A 17,442-nucleotide genomic window follows, 5' to 3' on the forward strand; every position below is an offset into this window, starting at 1 on the left:
GTCTGCCCCCGGGTTGCGGCGACGGAATGCGATGACCGGCGCGAGGACTCAAGGTGTCGGCGCGGAGGCTCCCCCGTACCGTGACGCGCGTAGGCTGGCGTGATGGGTCGGATCACCGTCCGGCGCCCGGTGACGAAGCTCACCGCCGGTGCCGCACCAGTGCGTCGGTCCGACACGCTCGCGGTCGAGGAGCCGCTCGAGATCCGCGTCGGCGGGCTGCCGCTCGCGGTCACGATGCGCACTCCGGGCAACGATGTCGAGCTCGCGGCCGGCTTCCTCGTCTCCGAGGGGGTCATCTCCCGCGGCGACCAGTTCCGCTCCGCGATCCACTGCGGGGGGCCCGGCACCGGCGGTCCGATCACAGGCATCTCGGTGGGCGCGCCGGGGGAAGGCAACACCTACAACGTCCTCGACGTCAGCCTCGCGCCGGGCGTGAAGCCGCCCGATCCCGACCTGGCGCGCAACTTCTACACGACCAGTTCGTGCGGACTCTGCGGCAAGGCATCGATCGACGCGGTCGAGACCGTGTCGGCGTACGACGTCGCCGGCGACGACGTGACAGTGGATGCCGAGACCCTCACGGGCTTACCAGAATCACTTCGCGCGCAGCAGGCGGTGTTCGACAAGACCGGCGGCCTGCACGCCGCGGCGCTCTTCGACGCGGCATCCGGCGAGCTGCTCGTCCTTCGGGAAGACGTCGGCCGGCACAACGCGGTCGACAAGGTCATCGGCTGGGCGGTGCTGAACGACCGGCTGCCCCTGCGAGGTGTGGTGCTGCAGGTGTCAGGACGCGCGAGCTTCGAGCTCGTGCAGAAGGCGGTGATGGCCGGCATCCCGATCCTCGCCGCCGTCTCGGCACCCTCCTCGCTCGCGGTCGAGCTCGCGGCGTCGTCGGGTCTCACGCTCGTCGGGTTCCTCCGAGGGCGGACGATGAACATCTACTCGCGCGACGAGCGCGTGCTCGCCGGCGCCGGGACCTGAGGTCTGAGGTGCCGTCCCCGCGAACGCCGCCGTTTCCTGCGAGAGCTGCCGCTACTCGGGGCGTCGTTCCCGGCGAGGATCGCTGGTTGCCGCGAGCGCTGCAGTTTTCTGCGACCGCTGCGTAGCCCGACGGCGCGCTCGCAGGAGACTGCAGCACTCGCGGGGCGCGCTCACCGCTGCGGCCGCCGTATGCGCCGCCGGCTCCTCGGCTCGCCGAGACCCGCCGTCCTAGACTCGTCGGATGCCGCAGATCCGCCCGTTCCGCTCCGGCGATGAGGCTGCGGTCGCCGACATCTGCCTCAAGACCGCGGATGCCGGAACCGACGCCACCGGAGTGTTCGACGACGACACGATCTGGGCCGAAGTGTTCGTGCTGCCCTACGTGCACCGGCATCCTGATCTGGCGTACGTCGTCGAGTCCGACGACGGCCGGGTCGTCGGCTACATCGTGTGCGCTCCCGACACGGATGCATTCGAGGACTGGTTCCACGATGAGTGGTGGCCGCGCCGCGGTGCGCGCTGGCCGCGGCCGCACACCGAGCGCACCCGCCAGGACGGCACTCTCATCTACGCGTACTCGCGTCGCAGCGGGGCCGAGCCCTACGCCGACGAGTACCCGGCACACCTGCACATCGACCTGCTGCCGGAGGCGCAAGGCCAGGGCTGGGGGCGTCGGCTCATCGAGACCGTCGTCGCCGATCTCACCGCGCGCGGTGTGCCCGGAGTGCACCTCGCGGCGGCATCCGAGAACGAGTCCGCGATCGCGTTCTACCCGCGAGTCGGGTTCACGCCGATTCCTTCGCACCCCGGCGTGCAGGCGTTCGGAATGCATCTTGGCCCGAACGGCCCGAGCCGTTCGCGCCGGGCGTAGCCTGCCAGGATGGACGATCTCACTGCGCCCACGGGTCGCGAAGACGCGCTGCGCGCCCTTCCTCGCGACGACGGGTCGGAGCCTCGGGCGCTCGTGCTCGGCGCCACCGGCTACCTCGGCGGGCGACTCGTGCCGCGACTGCTGAACGGCGGGTACCGGGTGCGGGTCCTCGCGCGCGACGCGCGACGGGTCGCCGCGTTCGACTGGGGCGACAATGTCGAAGTGGTCGAGGGTGACGCGACCGACCCGGATGCCGTCCGCGACGCGGTGCAGGACGTCGACGTGCTCTACTACCTCGTCCACTCGATGGGAGCGGGCAAGGGGTTCGAGAGCGCCGACCGCGTCGCCGCGCAGACCGTGGCGCGTGCCGCCGCGGCGGCCCACCTCGGCCGCATCGTCTACCTCGGCGGACTGCATCCCACCGGAACGGAACTCTCGCCGCACCTGCGCTCGCGCGTCGAGGTGGGGCAGATCCTGCTCGACAGCGGAGTGCCGACACTCGTGCTGCAAGCCGGTGTCGTGATCGGTTCGGGCTCGGCGTCGTTCGAGATGGTGCGCCACCTCACCGAGGTGCTGCCGTACATGCCCGCACCGAAATGGGTGCGCAACAGGATCCAGCCGATCGCGGTGCGCGACGTGCTCCACTACCTGCTCGGTGCCGCCCGCGTCGCGCCCGATGTCAACCGCGCCGTCGACATCGGCGGCCCCGACGTGCTGCGCTACGGGCAGATGATGAACGGCTATGCGGTCGAGGCGGGGCTCAAACAGCGGGGAATCGCCGCGCTGCCGGTGCTGACCCCCCGGCTCGCCTCGCACTGGGTGAACCTCGTGACCCCCATTCCGCGTCGCGTTGCGATGCCGCTCGTGGAGTCGCTGCAGAACGAGTGCATCGTGAAGGACGGCGACGTCGACACGCTGATCCCGCCGCCCGAAGACGGACTGACGCCCTACCGTCGTGCAGTGCAGCTCGCGCTCGGCAAGGTCAAGCTCGACGCGATCGAGACGAGCTGGCAGGACGGCGAAGTGCTGGGCGTGCCGAGCGACCCGCTGCCGAATGACCCCGAGTGGGCCGGCAAGACCGTGTTCACCGATCTGCGCACCGCGCACACGGATGCCGCGCCCGATGCGCTGTGGCGCGTCGTGCAGGGGATCGGCGGTGAGCGGGGCTGGTATTCGAACCCGCTGCTGTGGGCCGTCCGCGGCTGGATGGACAAGCTCGTCGGGGGCGTGGGTCTGCGCCGCGGGCGCCGGCACCGTGACCGCCTCGTCGTCGGCGACGCCGTCGACTTCTGGCGCGTCGAGGCGCTCGAACCCGGTTCCCTGCTGCGGCTGCGGGCCGAGATGAAGGTTCCGGGCCTCGCGTGGCTCGAGATGCGGGTGGCTCCCGACGGCGCCGGGTCGCGCTATGACCAGCGGGCCGTGTTCTTCCCGAGGGGACTCGCGGGCCGCCTGTACTGGCTCGCGGTGCTGCCGTTCCACGGCTTCATCTTCGCGGGCATGGCCAACCGCATCGCCGCGGCGGCCATGGCGGCGGATGAGGCGAGTACGTAAGAGCGCGACACGTTCGGCACTGCCGCTCGGCGGCGCCGGCGCGAATTATCACGGTCCTCAGCCGGTGCCCTGACCCGGGTGCGGCGTAGCGTGAAAATCATGGATACCGCGCTCTCGCGCTCTCACTACGCGCGCTCGCGCACTGTGTCGCGGCGGGACTGGTACCTCGCGACGAACGCGATCGTGCTGGCGTGGATCCTGCTCGCACTCATTGCGGTCGGGGTGCACAGGTTCGTCGATCAGCCCCTGTGGCTGCTCGTCCATGTGCCGCTCCTCGGCGCGGCGACGGCCGCGATCCTCATCTGGTCGCAGCACTTCGCCGACACGCTCCTTCGTCGTCCGCCCCCGGGAGGCCGAGTGGGTCTCGGTGTGCGGCTCGGACTGCACACCGTCGGCGCCGCGCTGGTCGTCACGGGTGTGCTCACGGCGACGACTCCGCTCGTGGTCGTCGGCGCCTCGATCGTCGCCGTCGCCATCCTCGCTCACGGCGTGATCCTCGTGCTTCAGAGCCGAAGAGCGCTCCCGACACGATTCGGACCGCTCGCGCGCTACTACGTCGCGGCGAGCGTCGTGTTCCTGTTCGGCATCGGCGCGGGGGTTGCGCTCGCCGTGGATCCCTCCCTCGTCGACCGCCTCGTCACGGCGCATCTCGTGCTCAACGTGTACGGCTGGATCGGTCTGACCGTGCTGGGGACGCTCGTGCTGCTGTGGCCGACCGTGCTGCATGCACGTGTTCCCCCGACAACGGATGCCGCATCTCGCCGTGCGCTGCCCGTGCTGGTGGCCGGCATCCTCGTCACGGCCGCGGGTCCTGTCGTCGACGTCAGGATGCTCGTGCCGGTGGGCATGGCGGTGTGGATCGGCGGCGCGGGTCTGCTCGCTGTCGAGGGATGGCGTGAAGCGTGGACGATGCCGCCGGGGACGTTCGCGGGGTGGAGTCTCGCGGCGGGGTTCGGGTGGCTCGTGGTCGCGGCCGTCGCGCTCGGCGCTCAATCGGTGATCGCGCCGGACTGGGCGGGGCTGCGGGCAGGCTACCTCGCGATGCTGGGACCCCTCGTCGTCGGGTTCACAGTGCAAGTGCTCACCGGCGCGCTGAGCTACCTGCTCCCCGTCGTCGCGCTCGGCAGCCCCGCAGCGGCGAAGGCCGGAGCCGAGGTGCTCGACGCTGCGGCGGCGTTCCGCGTCACCGCGTTCAACGGCGCCCTCTTGCTCTACCTCCTTCCGATGCCGTCGCTTGCGCGTGTGCTCTTGTCGTTCGTCGCCGTCGGGGTCGTCGTCGCGTTCGTCGTGCTCGCGATCCGGGCAGTCGTGGTCGGCAGACGCGTGCGACGCTCGGAGGGCGCCGACCCCGATCGCACAGGACGCGTGGCGCTCGGCATGCCGAGCGCCACACCGCCTCCGGCACCGTCGCGCCGTGCGAGGGGCGTCATCGCGGCGCTGGGCCTGCTCGCCCTGAGCGTCGCCGCGGGAGTCGCTGCCGACCCCGCCGCCGCGGGTATATCGATAGCCGGCCGGGCCGAGAGCATCGTCGCGACCGGCAACACGACCGCGGTCACCGTTTCGGTGGAGGGCATGCGCTTCGACACTCCGGTGCTGGTGGTGCCCTACGGCGATCGGCTCGTCGTGACCTTCGAGAACACGGGCGACGACGTCCACGACCTCACCTTCGCGAACGGCGTGCGCACTCAGCGGCTCGCTCCGGGAGACTCGGAGACGATCGACGTGGGGATCATCGGCGCGGACTTCCAGGCGTGGTGCTCGATCGCCGGACACCGGCAGATGGGAATGGAGCTGATGGTGCGGGCGCTCGGTGCGCCCCCCGCCGATTCGGGCGACCACGCCGACATGGACATGGACTCGGCGTCTGTCGACGCGCCGGGTGATGCGGCCGCCGACATCGATCTGGAGCGCGAGCCTGCCGACGACTTCGAGCCCGCGCCCGCCGCCCTCGCGCCGGCACCGGCCGAGTCCGCGCACCGGGTGACGCTCCGCGTCGAAGAGGTCGTATCGGAGGTCGCCTCCGGCATCTCGCAGGCCAGATGGACGTTCGGCGGTAGTGCGCCGGGGCCGGTGCTGCGCGGCGAGGTGGGTGATCGATTCGAGATCACGCTGGTCAACGACGGTACGATCGGCCACTCGATCGATTTCCACGCGGGCGCTCTGGCTCCCGACGGTCCGATGCGCACCATCCAGCCTGGGGAGAGTCTCACGTACGCCTTCACCGCGGCGAAGGCGGGCATCTGGATGTATCACTGCTCGACGATGCCGATGTCGATGCATATCGCCAACGGCATGTTCGGCGCGGTCATCATCGATCCGCCCGATCTTGAGCCGGTCGATCGCGAGTACCTTCTGATCCAGGGTGAGCTCTACCTGGGCGCGCAGGGCGACACGGCCGACGCGGAGAAGATCGCCGCGCAGACTCCCGACTTGGTGGCGTTCAACGGCTACGCCGACCAGTACGCGCATCTCCCTCTCGAAGCGGGCGTCGGCGAGCGGGTGCGCGTCTGGGTGCTGGATGCCGGGCCGAACACCCCGACGTCATTCCATGTCGTGGGAGGCCAGTTCGACACGGTGTACCGCGAGGGAGCGTACGCGCTGCGAGCGGGAGATCCCGGCGGCTCGCAGGCGCTCGCACTCGAGCCCGCGCAGGGCGGGTTCGTCGAGCTCGTCTTCCCCGAACCCGGTGACTATCCGTTCGTGACGCACCGCATGAGCGACGCGGAGAAAGGTGCGCGCGGTGTCTTCAGGGTGGAGTGAGAGGGGTTGCCCGCGCGATGACCGGGGTCGGCTCGTCGTCGCGCGCCACTCTGATGTCGTGAACATCGCGAACAGCCCGGACCTGTTCTCGAACGCCGTCTCACGCCACCTGCAGATTCCCAACGGTCTCGACGGTGAACGCCACGCCGAGGCGCGCCGCATGCTGGCACCCTTCTTCCACCCCCCGGCGCTCGGCGCATTGGAGCCGACGCTGGCGCGGATCGCCGCCGACCTGGTCGGAGGCCTCGGCGAGGACCCTTTCGACGCCGTCGAAGACCTCGGCGTCGTCTTCGCCGTCCGCGCGGCATCGGCGTGGCTCGGGTGGCGCGACGATCTGGAGCCGGAGCTCATCGCGTGGGTTGCCGAGCATCGGGCGGCCGGTTGCAGTCGCCACCCCGAGCAGATCGCCCGCTCCGCTGCGGGCTTCGAGGGCCTCGTGCGAATGCTCATCGACGAGCGGCGCGGGCGGCCGTCATGCGATCTCACCGGACTCCTCATGACCCTGCGCTGGAAAGGTCGGCGCATCACCGACGAAGAGGTCGTCTCGATCCTGCGCAACTGGACCGGCGGAGACCTGTCGTCGCTCGCCCTGTGCGTCGGGGTGGCCGTGCACTGGGTAGCCACGAACCCCGATCACTTCGGTCACCTTGTGGCGTCCGACGACGCGGCGCTCGACCGGGCTGTCGATGAAATGCTGAGGCTCGATGACCCCTTCGTGTCGAATCGGCGCATCGCGGTGAGCGACACCGTCGTTGCAGGGTGCCCGGTGGGTGCCGGTGAGGAGATCGTGCTCGACTGGCGGGCAGCCAATCGCGACGGAGGCGTGTTCGCAGACCCGGGGTCATTCGACCCGGACGGTCACGGCCCGGACAATCTCGTCTACGGCGTCGGGCCGCACGTCTGCCCGGGCCGAGGGCTCGCCACCCGGCAGCTGCGCATCCTGCTGCGCGCCGTGATGACCGCGGGAAGACCTGAGCTGATCGCCGGCCACCCGCCCGTGCGCGAGCAGCCGCCGTCTGCCGGCTTCCGCTCGCTTCCGGTGCGCCTCGCGCCGCAGCCGACGGCACTGCGCGGCTAGAGCTTGTGCAGCTTCTCGGGATCCGGTGCCTGCACCGGATCCCACCCGCGCCGGTTCGGGCGGGCTCCCCGCTGCTGGTCGTCGCGCGAGCGGTAGACGATGTATGGGCGGAAGAGGTAGCCGACCGGGGCTGAGAAGACGTGTACGAGGCGCGTGAACGGCCACAGCGCGAAGAGGGCGAACGCGGTCAGGACGTGCAGCTGGAACAGCAGCGGCACCTCCAGCATGAGCTCGGGCTGAGGCTGGAACAGCAGGATGCTGCGGATCCAGGGCGAGATCGTCTCGCGGTAGTGGAATCCCGAGCCGAACACCTGGTAGATGACCGTCGCCAGGGTCCCCAATGCCAGCGTCACGCCGAGGAAGACGTACATCACCTTGTCCATACGCGTGGTCGCCAGGAACACGGGGCCCACCGTGCGGCGACGGTAGATCAGGATCGCCAGGCCCGCCAAGGTCAGCACCGCGGCGGCGGTCCCCAGTGCGGTGGCACCGAAATGGTAGATCTCTTCGGAGATCCCTATCGCGTAGAGCCATTCCCGGGGAATCAGCAGTCCCACGACATGGCCCGCGATGACCATGAGGATGCCCAGATGGAACATCGGCGACCCCCAGCGCAGCATCCGGCTCTCGTAGGTCTGGCTCGATCGCGTCGTCCAGCCGAACTTGTCGTAGCGGTACCGCCAGATGTGGCCGACGATGAAGACGGCGATGGCGGCGTACGGGATCGCCACCCACAGGATGATGTCCAGGGTGTTCACGGTGTCTCCCCTCTCTGTGAGACAGGCTGGAAGGGCGGAAGGTTGCCGAGGAAGCTGAGACCCACGGTCTCGGTCGGCGGACCCTCGCTGACCAGATTGAGGTACCGCTCACGCGTGCGGGCATCGATCGGCGGAAGCGAAAGCGAAATCACGCGCACCACGTCGGCCCACGGACTCTGCATTCCCTCCAGCGCCGCGCGCAGCACTTCGATGCCTTCCCGGTGCGAAGCGATCAGCGCGCCGGCGATGGGCGAGTCGCTCACCGCTGAGAACTCGAGCACCGCGGGAAGGTAATCCGGCAGCTCGGGCGCGTCGAACTCCCAGCCGGCGGCGCGGTAGGCCTCCAGAAACGTCACGAGCGCCGTGCCGCGCTTGCGGGTGTCTCCCGTCGCGTAGTAGCTCAGATACAGGCTGCACTTTCGCTTCAGATCGAACGTGAGCACATACCGCCGCTGCCACTCGGTCGATCCCGCGGCCTCGGCGGCATCCACGAAGACGGCGATCGGTTCGACGATCTGGGCGGGAAGTCCACGCAGGCCCTCGCGAACCACGCTGAGTCGCGCGAACCATTCGGCGTCCGGATAGTCGAGCAGGAGCGAGGCGATCATGTGCGTGCTCGACCGCTGCGCGGCTGACAGCGAGAGCGGTGTCACCTCGCGCGGCAGCGCCTTGCGCGGGGTGACCCGTGGGAGCACGGTGCTCACGGCGCACCTCCATCGACGCGGCGTCCCTTGCTCGTCGTCTGCACCGGGCCGGCATCGGTCGGGGGGAACAGGCCGTCCGGGGTGCCGTTGCCGTCCCAGTTGAGCAGGTTGACCCGCCCGGGACCGGACGGGCGATCAGCGGTCTGCCGGTCGGCGAGAATGTGGAAGTTCTCCACCGCGACCGGCACGCTCGGACCGCTGGACGTGCCGAACGGACCAGCCCCGCCCATTCCCGGGCCGCCGTCGTAGTCCAGCGAGCACGCCATCTCCTCGAGCTGGTGCGCCTGCTCGGTGTGCGCGGACGGGATGACGTAGCGGTCCTCGTACTTCGCGATCGCGAGCAGCCGGTACATCGCCTCGATCTCCGCGCCCGACATGCCGACGGCCCGCGCGATCCGTTCGTCGCGCTCGTCGTCGAGGTTCACTCCCCGCATGTACGAGCGCATCGCCGCGAGACGGCGCAGAGCATGATCGACGGGTCCGATCTCGCCCGCGGTGAACAGTTCCGCGAGGTACCCGATGGGAATGCGGAGCTTGTCGATCGCCGCGAACAGCGTGCGCGCGTCTTCGCCGTCGTTGCCCGATTCGCTCACCACATCGACGACGGGCGACAGCGGCGGGATGTACCAGACCATCGGCATCGTGCGGTACTCGGGATGCAGCGGCAGAGCGACCTCGTACTCCTGGATGAGTCGCCAGATCGGGCTGCGCTGCGCGGCCTCGATCCAGTCCTCGGGGATGCCGTCGCGGCGGGCCTGCTCGACCACGGCGGGATCGCGGGGGTCGAGGATGATGCTCCGCTGAGCGGCGAGCAGGGCCCGCTCGTCTTCGACGCTGGCCGCCTCGGCGACACGATCCGCGTCGTACAGGACGAGGCCGAGATAGCGGAGCCTGCCGACGCACGTCTCGGAGCACACGGTCGGCAGGCCCACCTCGATGCGCGGGTAGCACATCGTGCACTTCTCGGCCTTGCCGGTCTTGTGGTTGAAGTACACCTTCTTGTACGGGCAGCCCGACACGCACATGCGCCAGCCGCGGCACTGGTCCTGGTCGACCAGGACGATTCCGTCTTCAGCCCTCTTGTACATCGCCCCCGAAGGGCACGACGCGACGCACGAGGGGTTGAGGCAGTGCTCGCAGATGCGCGGGAGATAGAACATGAAGGCCTTCGAGAACTCCGCGTGGACCTTCTCGCTCATCTTCTGCAGGATCGGGTCCTGCTGCATGGTCTCGAGCGACCCGCCGAGATCGTCGTCCCAGTTCGCCGACCACGAGATCTTCATGTCTTCGCCCGTCAGCAGGCTCTTGGGCCGAGCAACCGGCACCTGTCCGCCGCGCGGGGCGTTCAGCAGCATGTCGTAGTCGTACGTCCACGGCTCGTAGTAGTCGTGGATCTCAGGCAGCTTCGGGTTCGAGAAGATGCGGGCCAGCTTGGCCAGGCGGCCACCGCTGCGCAACTTCAAGCGCCCGCGCTTCGTGCGCACCCATCCGCCGCCCCACTTCTCCTGGTCTTCGTACCCGCGCGGGTAGCCGACGCCGGGGCGGGTCTCGACATTGTTGAACCAGACGTACTCCACACCGGTGCGGTTCGTCCAGGCCTGCTTGCACGTCACAGAGCATGTGTGGCAGCCGATGCACTTGTCGAGGTTCATCACCATCGACATCTGGGCCATGACCTTCATCAGTACTCGACCTCCTGGCTGCGGCGACGGATGACGGTGATCTCGTCGCGCTGGTTTCCGGTGGGGCCCAGGTAGTTGAACGCCCACGCGAGCTGCGCGTAGCCGCCGATCAGGTGGCTGGGTTTGAGCAGGATCCGGGTGAGTGAATTGTGGATGCCGCCGCGCATGCCGCTCGTCTCGGCGATCGGCACGTCGACCGTGCGGTCCTTCGCGTGGTACATGTACACGGTGCCCTCCGGCATCCGGTGCGACACGATCGCCCGCGCGACGACCACTCCGTTGCGGTTGTACGACTCGATCCAGTCGTTGTCGCGCACGCCCACCTTGCCGGCGTCCTGCGGGCTCATCCAGATCGTGGGACCGCCGCGCGAGAGCGACAGCATGAAGAGGTTGTCCTGGTACTCGGAGTGGATCGACCACTTCGAATGCGGTGTGAGGTAGCGCACAGCCACCTCGGTCTGACCGGGCGCCCCAGGGCCCGCGATGCGCGTGACCGTCCCCACATTCGGCGAATCGAAGAGCCTGTGCATGTCCAGCGGCGGGCGGAAGGTCGGCATGTTCTCGCCGAGCTCCTCCATCCAGTCATGATCGAGATAGAAATGCTGACGGCCGGTGAGGGTGTGCCAGGGCTTCAGATGCTCGACGTTGATCGCGAACGCGGTGTAGCGCCTGCCGCCGTGTTCGGACCCCGACCATTCGGGGGAGGTGATCACCGCTCGGGGCTGCACCTGCACATCGGCGAACGAGATGCGCTTGCCCTCCTCCTCTTCGGCGAGGTAGGCCATCTTCTGGCCGGTGCGCTTCTCGAGGGCGCGAAAGCCCTGCACCGCGAGGCGCCCGTTGCTCGTTCCCGAGAAGGCGAGGATCATCTCGCACACGCGCTTGTCGGAATCGAGGCGGATGCGGCCCGCCGATGCGCCGCCCTCCACCACACCGTTCAGGTGCGCGAGGCTCTGCAGCTCCTTGTCGGGGTGGTAGGTGATGCCCTTCGTCGTCATCCCGAGCTTCTCGGTCAGGGGGCCGAGCGACTTCCACCGGTCGGCCAGCGCCGGGTAGTCCCGCTCCACCACGACGAGCTTGGTCATCGTGACCCCGGGCACGAGCGGCGGGTCCTCGGGCACTGCTCCATGGGCGTACGCCATCACATCGGGGGTGTCGTGCTGCAGCGGCGAGGCGACCACGTCGCGTCGGACGCCCAGATGGCCCTCGCACAGTGCGCTGAACCGCTCTGCGAGTTCGCGGAACAGGTCGTAGTCGGTCTTAGTCTGCCAGGGCGGGTTGATCGCCGGGTTGAAGGAGTGCAGGAACGGGTGCATGTCGGTCGAGGACAGGTCGTACTTCTCGTACCAGGTGGCGGCGGGGAACACGAGATCGCTGAACAGCGTCGTCGAGGTCATCCGGAAGTCCGCCGTCATGAGCAGGTCGAGCTTGCCGTTCGGCGCGTCGTCTCGCCAGACGATGTCACGGGGGCGCGCGCCATCGGGCGTCTCGGTGGCACGGATCGCGGCGTCCGCGCCCAGCAGGTGCTTGAGGAAGTACTCGTTGCCCTTCCCGGAGGAGCCGAGCACGTTCGCGCGCCAGATCGTGACGATCCGGGGGAAGTTCTCGGGGGCATCGGGATCTTCGCACGCGTAGTGCAGCGATCCGTCGGTGAGGGAGTCGACGACGTGCTGCGCGGGCTCCTTGCCCGCCGCTTCGGCCTCGTCGCAGAGGTCGAGCGGGTTGCGCGAGAACGTGGGGTAGCTCGGCATCCACCCCCGCTTGACGGATTCGACAAGGCAGTCCGCGGTCGTGCGGTCGGCGAACACGCCGCGGGCGAGTGGCGAGGCCAGTTTGTCGGCGGGCAGTCCGTCGTAGCGCCACTGGTCGGTGGCCAGGTACCAGAACGCGGTGCCGATCATCTGTCGCGGCGGACGGTTCCAGTCGCCGGCGGTCGCGTACTGCGAGTAGCCGGTGATGGGTCGCACCTTCTCCTGGCCGACGTAGTGGGCCCATCCGCCGCCGTTGACGCCCTGGCATCCGGTCATCGTCGTCAGCGCGAGGAATGTGCGATAGATCGTGTCGGAGTGGAACCAGTGATTGGTGCCCGCGCCCATCAGGATCATCGAGCGCCCACCTGAGCGCTCGGCGTTGTCGGCGAACTCGCGTGCGATGCGCGTGGCCTGAACGGCAGGCACCGCGGTGATCTCCTCCTGCCACGCGGGGGTTCCCGGGGTCGAGGGGTCATCGTAGCCGGACGGCCACACCCCGGGCAGCCCTTCCCGGCCGACTCCGTACTGCGCCAGGAGCAGGTCGAACACCGTCGTCACCGTGCGACCGGCCACCTGCCGGGTCGGAACCCCCCGCACGACGATCCCCGAGCCGCCCGCGTGCTCGTCTCCGGGTTCGGGGGCGAGGTCGAAGCGGGAGAGGGCGACCTCGGCCGACTCACCCGTCCAGTCGCGCAGGTCGGCGATCGACAGCGGCGGAACCACGTCGCCCAGGTCGAGGTTCCAGCGTCCCTCGTCTTCGGGGGTGAAGCGGTGGCCGAGCGATCCGTTCGGCACGACCGCGTTGCCGGCCTGATCGAGGAGCACGGTCTTGAAGTCGGCACGCGCTGCGTCGGCATCCGTTCCGCCGAGGTCGGAGGCGGTGAGGAACTTGCCGGCCACGAGGCGCTCGCCGTTGCGCTCGAGTGTCACGAGATAGGGAGCGTCGGTGAAGCGGCGCATGTAGTCCTCGAACCGCGGCGTGCGCTTGTGAACGAAGTGCTCGGTGAGGATGACGTGGCCCATTGACAGCGCGAGCGCGGCATCCGTTCCGGGGTGTGGCGCGACCCACTCGTCGGCGAACTTGGTGTTGTCGGTGTAGTCCGGAGAGACGGTCACCACTTTCTGGCCGCGGTAGCGCGCCTCGGCCATGAAGTGCGCATCGGGGGTTCGCGTGACCGGCACGTTGGAGCCCCACATGATGAGGTAACCCGCGTTCCACCAGTCTGCGGACTCGGGCACGTCGGTCTGGTCGCCGAAGACCTGCGGGCTCGCCACCGGCAGGTCGGCGTACCAGTCGTAGAACGACAGGATCGTGCCGCCGAGGAGATTGAGGAACCGGGCGCCGGCACCGTGCGAGACCATCGACATCGCCGGAATCGGCGAGAAGCCGGCGACGCGGTCGGGGCCGTACTGCTTCACCGTGTACACGTGGGCGGCTGCGGCGATCTCAAGCGCCTCGCCCCAGGTCGTACGAACCAGGCCGCCTTTGCCACGCGCCGACTTGTAGGCGCGCGACGCCTCAGGATCCTCGACGATCGACGCCCACGCGTCCACCGGGTCGGGGTGAATGGTGCGCGCGGCGCGATAGAGCTCTGCGAGCGTGTCGCGGATGTACGGGTAGCGCACGCGAGTGGGGGAGTACGTGTACCAGCTGAAGGCGGCTCCTCGCGGGCAGCCGCGGGGCTCGTACTCGGGCGAATCCGGGCCGACCGACGGGTAGTCGGTCTGCTGCGTCTCCCACGTGATGATGCCGTCTTTGACGTACACCTTCCACGAACACGACCCGGTGCAGTTGACACCATGCGTGGAGCGGACGACCTTGTCGTGGGCCCAGCGATCGCGGTAGAAGACATCGCCCCTGCGGCCGCCCTCGAGGAAGAGAGTGCGCAGATCTTCACTCGTCTTGCCCCGACGCAAGAAGCGTCCGAATGTCAGCAGGCCGTCGGCGAGGGGCCCATCAGTGGCCGGGTGGATCGAGCGGGCATCAGGGGTCATCGAGTCCTCCAGCAAGGCGGTAGGGCCTCAGTATTCGCTTCCTCGCGGTCGGGCATCGAGCCCTTGACCGTATTTAATCGCCACGGGCGCGCGGTGGCAACGGGGCGCGTGGAACTCGACGAATATCCACGGTGGTCACTGGTGACGCGTGCCCACTCTGGGGCTATCTTGAACTCGACGAATGGAGGCGCCATGTCGCAGAGCGTCGCAATCGAGACGGCCGTCGAGTCTGCCCCGGACCTCCGCGGCGGACTCGCCCAGGTCATCCTGGCGACGATCGCCTCTACGGCCGGCTTCTGGGCGTGGATGTCCATCGCGCCGCTTCAGAACATCTACGCCGAGCAGATGGGGCTGGACCAGGTCCAGGTCTCTCTCATGCTCGCCACGCCGGTTCTCGTCGGCGCACTCGGGCGCATCGTCGTGGGGGCGCTGACCGACCGATTCGGCGGGCGCCGGATGTTCACTCTCGTGCTGCTGGCGTCGGTGCCGGCGGTGCTCCTCGTCGCGCTGGCCGGCGCCGTGGGCAACTACTGGCTGCTCATCGGGGCCGGATTCCTCCTGGGTGTGGCCGGCACGATCTTCGCCGTCGGCATCCCGTTCTCGAGCGCGTGGTTCCCCGCGTCGCGGAGGGGTTTCGCCACCGGTGTCTTCGGAATGGGGATGATCGGCACGGCGGTGTCGGCCTTCGTGACGCCGCGTCTTGCCCAATCGATCGGCTTTCTGGCCACGTATCTGGTGATCGCCGGAGTACTGGTCGTGGTCGCGATCGTCGTCTGGCTGTTCCTTCGCGAGTCGCCCGCCTGGAAGCCCAGCCACGAGCGGCTCATTCCGAAGGTCACCGGCGCGCTCAAACTCGCCATCACCTGGCAGATGTCGTTCCTCTATGCGATCGTCTTCGGCGGCTTCGTCGCCTTCTCGACCTACCTCCCCAAGTACCTCCTGACGATCTATCCCGACGACGTCGACGCCGTGGGTGCGGGCACGCGGACAGCCCTCTTCGCCGCCGCTGCGGTGATCGCCCGACCGGTCGGCGGTGTCCTCGCCGACCGGTTCGGTCCGAAAGTCATCTCACTCATCTCGCTGGCGGGCATCGTGGCCACCGCCTATGTCGTCGGGCAGCAGCCGCCCGAGGGCGTCTTGACCGGCGTGGTCTTCCTGCTTATGGCCTCGGCGATGGGACTCGGGATGGGCGCGGTCTTCACCTGGGTCGGTCCGTCGACGCCGCCCGACAAAGTGGGCGCCGTCACGGGCGTCGTGGCCGCCGCGGGCGGCCTCGGTGGATACTTCCCCCCACTCGTCATGGGCGCGACCTATAGCGCCGAGACGAACTCGTATGTCCTCGGCCTGTGGTTGCTGGTCCTCGTCGGAGCGGGCGCCATGGTCGTCGCCGGGATGCTGCGCGACGCGCGGGCGGCGAAGGCCACGCCGTCCTGATCCCACGCCCGCGCGGTGCCTCGACCCCGGCTCAGCGTGAGCCCGACGCCCCGTTCAGGCCAAGAGGCTCAGGAGGTCGAGTCGCACCTGCGCGGCGACGGCGATGACGGCGTAGTCGACGACGACGATGAGTGCGAGCCAGGAGCGGATCACCGAGCCGACTCTGCGCGCAGCGGACCCCCAGACGCCCGACTGGAGCGTCCATCCGGCCACGGACCAGAAGAGCGGAATCGTCATAAGCCAGACGATGAGGCACCAGGGGCACAGCGAACCGAACTCGAAGATGCTCCGGTAGGCGAAGACATGGACGAGCAGGTAGCCGCCCAGCACGAACGTGGCGAAGGCACGCCAGTACCACGCATGCATTCCCGCGGGAGAAGCCAGGGCTCCGACCCCGGCGAAGATCGGACCCAGGAAGAGGACCATGCCGAGGATCGCGTTGGTGAAGCCCAGCAGGTTGCCCGCCGGGGCCAAGAGGTTCGGACCGCACGTGATGAACGGGCTGATGTTGCACGAAAGCATCGGCGGTGCGTCGGTGAGCTGACCGATGTACTCGCGGTACAGCAGGAACGACACCGTCCACGACACGACGGCGGTCACGATCCAGAGGATCGCCGTCCCCGTAGCCGGTCGGTACGTCGGCGCGTCTCGGCCGGTCATGGTCATGCTCATGCGCGTACCTTTCTGCGGGTGAATCGCCGCGCGATATCGGCGATCATCGCCGTCGCGGTGAGAGCCCACACAGCCAGGCCCAGCCAGAACCAGTTGGCGCCGACCGCCTCTACGACGGGGAGTCCGTCCGCGCGCCCGAGGTAGATGCTCGCAGTCGCGTACATGCCCATCGGGAAGACGAAGCTCCACAGCGTCGGCTGATATCTCAGCGGCACTCGATGCACACCGTGGCGCCAGACCCCGGCAGCGAGAAGGAGGGGGATGAGCCAGGTCGCGAACGCCCAGAAGATCACCGAGAGCCCTGCGATGAGCTCGCGTGTGACATCGACCATCGGCGCTTCGTCCATCTCGACGATCCGGGCGCCCGCCACCACGGTGATCGCGACGGCTCCCATCGACACCCAATAGGGCGGCTCGAGCTTGCTCGGCTCGATCGGATACAGCACGAGCCGCAGCAGCACCAGCACTGCGCACGCGGCGTAGAGGACCACTCCGACCGACCACGTCACGACCGCGAGGATCGCCAGACCTTGTCGCCATTGCGGGAAAAGCGGCTCGAGCCCCGCCGCCAGCACCGCGACCGACTGGCTTGCCACCACGCCGATGAACCAGGTGCCGTTCGCGCTGTCGAGGATCGGACGCCTCTGATTGCCCAGCACCGCCGTCCACGGGACCACATACCCCAGAACGAGCCAGGCGGTGGTCGCGACGCCCAGGAGCACGGCCGCAGGCGTGACGAGGCCGATTCCCACCAGCATCGCGCCGGTCACGTTGGTCGCCGCGACGAAAGTGAAGAACCCGAAGGCCCTGGCGGGATCATGAAGATCGGCGACCATGTGCTGTCGGAAGGCGATGAACCGCCAGAGATTGAGGGCCAGCAGAACGATGTAGAACACGATCGCCAGCCAGAACAGCACTGAGGCCAGCACCCGCTGCCCGATCAGCTGGGCGCCGATCGAGACGATGCCCGTGGCCATGACGCCCGCAAAGTAGCCCGGGGTGAGCTCCGCAGGGCCGATCACACTCGCCTCGGCGACCACGGGCCCGGACATCGCATCGAGACCGCTCATGGAGCCTCCTCGGAACGCTGCTCGTCGAGCACAGGCTAGGTGTACCCGGCTGAGACGTTGGTGACGTTTCGGGGGTTGCGCTGAGGAGAACCTCCGGGGCTTAGTGGAAGTGCTTACGTTCCCTAATCTCCCCGG

At 68.6% G+C, this 17,442-nt stretch carries 12 protein-coding genes; 6 read left to right on the forward strand and 6 right to left on the reverse strand.

Annotated features, from left to right (window positions below; translation table 11 throughout):
- Positions 1-102 precede the first annotated feature (102 nt).
- From fdhD to AB0P18_RS11865, 5 genes are all read left to right on the forward strand, one after another.
- The gene (gene fdhD, locus AB0P18_RS11845) at positions 103-981 is read left to right on the forward strand and encodes a formate dehydrogenase accessory sulfurtransferase FdhD (protein ID WP_363360174.1); all 879 of its coding nucleotides are present in this window, start codon (positions 103-105) and stop codon (positions 979-981) included.
- A 241-nt stretch (positions 982-1,222) separates the two neighbouring features.
- Positions 1,223-1,852, forward strand: a complete 630-nt coding sequence (locus AB0P18_RS11850) for an N-acetyltransferase (RefSeq protein ID WP_363360175.1) — start codon at positions 1,223-1,225, stop codon at positions 1,850-1,852.
- Positions 1,853-1,861: 9 nt separating this feature from the next.
- On the forward strand, positions 1,862-3,403 hold the full coding sequence (locus AB0P18_RS11855; RefSeq protein WP_363360176.1) for an SDR family oxidoreductase: 1,542 nt from the start codon (positions 1,862-1,864) through the stop codon (positions 3,401-3,403).
- 99 nt (positions 3,404-3,502) lie between these two features.
- Positions 3,503-6,163 (forward strand): multicopper oxidase domain-containing protein, encoded by a 2,661-nt coding sequence (locus tag AB0P18_RS11860; RefSeq protein ID WP_363360177.1) that lies wholly within the window; start codon positions 3,503-3,505, stop codon positions 6,161-6,163.
- A 58-nt stretch (positions 6,164-6,221) separates the two neighbouring features.
- Positions 6,222-7,241, forward strand: a complete 1,020-nt coding sequence (locus tag AB0P18_RS11865; protein WP_363360178.1) for a cytochrome P450 — start codon at positions 6,222-6,224, stop codon at positions 7,239-7,241.
- On the opposite strand, the gene narI is transcribed toward AB0P18_RS11865, so the two are convergent.
- The 4 genes from narI to AB0P18_RS11885 are packed head-to-tail and all read right to left on the reverse strand — an operon-like array spanning position 7,238 to position 14,131.
- On the reverse strand, positions 7,238-7,999 hold the full coding sequence (gene narI / locus AB0P18_RS11870; RefSeq protein WP_363360179.1) for a respiratory nitrate reductase subunit gamma: 762 nt from the start codon (positions 7,997-7,999) through the stop codon (positions 7,238-7,240). The two genes, AB0P18_RS11865 and narI, sit on opposite strands and share 4 nt — an antisense overlap.
- On the reverse strand, positions 7,996-8,703 hold the full coding sequence (gene narJ, locus AB0P18_RS11875) for a nitrate reductase molybdenum cofactor assembly chaperone (RefSeq protein WP_363360180.1): 708 nt from the start codon (positions 8,701-8,703) through the stop codon (positions 7,996-7,998). The genes narI and narJ overlap by 4 nt, the downstream gene beginning before the upstream one ends.
- Positions 8,700-10,385 carry a nitrate reductase subunit beta gene (narH, locus tag AB0P18_RS11880; protein ID WP_363360181.1) on the reverse strand — a complete coding sequence of 562 codons (1,686 nt, stop codon included), beginning with the start codon at positions 10,383-10,385 and terminating at the stop codon, positions 8,700-8,702. The genes narJ and narH overlap by 4 nt, the downstream gene beginning before the upstream one ends.
- Complete coding sequence (locus tag AB0P18_RS11885; RefSeq protein ID WP_363360182.1) at positions 10,385-14,131, reverse strand: nitrate reductase subunit alpha; 3,747 nt, start codon at positions 14,129-14,131, stop codon at positions 10,385-10,387. Before AB0P18_RS11885 ends, narH begins: the two co-directional genes overlap by 1 nt.
- Before the next feature lie 192 nt (positions 14,132-14,323).
- Between AB0P18_RS11885 and AB0P18_RS11890 the strand changes: the two genes are divergently transcribed.
- Positions 14,324-15,565: an MFS transporter gene (locus AB0P18_RS11890; protein ID WP_363360183.1), complete on the forward strand. Its 1,242-nt coding sequence runs from the start codon at positions 14,324-14,326 to the stop codon at positions 15,563-15,565.
- Positions 15,566-15,619: 54 nt separating this feature from the next.
- Here AB0P18_RS11890 and AB0P18_RS11895 read toward each other — a convergent pair whose 3' ends face one another.
- Both AB0P18_RS11895 and AB0P18_RS11900 read right to left on the reverse strand, forming a co-directional pair.
- Complete coding sequence (locus tag AB0P18_RS11895) at positions 15,620-16,237, reverse strand: vitamin K epoxide reductase family protein (RefSeq protein ID WP_363360184.1); 618 nt, start codon at positions 16,235-16,237, stop codon at positions 15,620-15,622.
- Entirely contained in the window at positions 16,234-17,307 is a 1,074-nt protein-coding gene (locus AB0P18_RS11900; RefSeq protein WP_363360185.1) for a tellurite resistance/C4-dicarboxylate transporter family protein, read from the reverse strand. The genes AB0P18_RS11895 and AB0P18_RS11900 overlap by 4 nt, the downstream gene beginning before the upstream one ends.
- Positions 17,308-17,442 lie beyond the last annotated feature (135 nt).

The sequence above is a fragment of the Microbacterium sp. NPDC064584 genome (assembly GCF_040687315.1).
Classification (GTDB): Bacteria; Actinomycetota; Actinomycetes; order Actinomycetales; family Microbacteriaceae; genus Microbacterium; species Microbacterium lacus.

Excerpts from the sequence above, each read along its gene's own strand:
- fdhD (WP_363360174.1), top strand. The coding sequence starts at position 103 with ATGGGTCGGATCACCGTCCGGCGCCCGGTGACGAAGCTCACCGCCGGT.
- AB0P18_RS11850 (WP_363360175.1), top strand. The coding sequence starts at position 1,223 with ATGCCGCAGATCCGCCCGTTCCGCTCCGGCGATGAGGCTGCGGTCGCC.
- AB0P18_RS11855 (WP_363360176.1), top strand. The coding sequence starts at position 1,862 with ATGGACGATCTCACTGCGCCCACGGGTCGCGAAGACGCGCTGCGCGCC.
- AB0P18_RS11860 (WP_363360177.1), top strand. The coding sequence starts at position 3,503 with ATGGATACCGCGCTCTCGCGCTCTCACTACGCGCGCTCGCGCACTGTG.
- narH (WP_363360181.1), bottom strand. The coding sequence starts at position 10,385 with ATGAAGGTCATGGCCCAGATGTCGATGGTGATGAACCTCGACAAGTGC.
- AB0P18_RS11885 (WP_363360182.1), bottom strand. The coding sequence starts at position 14,131 with ATGACCCCTGATGCCCGCTCGATCCACCCGGCCACTGATGGGCCCCTC.
- AB0P18_RS11890 (WP_363360183.1), top strand. The coding sequence starts at position 14,324 with ATGTCGCAGAGCGTCGCAATCGAGACGGCCGTCGAGTCTGCCCCGGAC.
- AB0P18_RS11895 (WP_363360184.1), bottom strand. The coding sequence starts at position 16,237 with ATGAGCATGACCATGACCGGCCGAGACGCGCCGACGTACCGACCGGCT.
- AB0P18_RS11900 (WP_363360185.1), bottom strand. The coding sequence starts at position 17,307 with ATGAGCGGTCTCGATGCGATGTCCGGGCCCGTGGTCGCCGAGGCGAGT.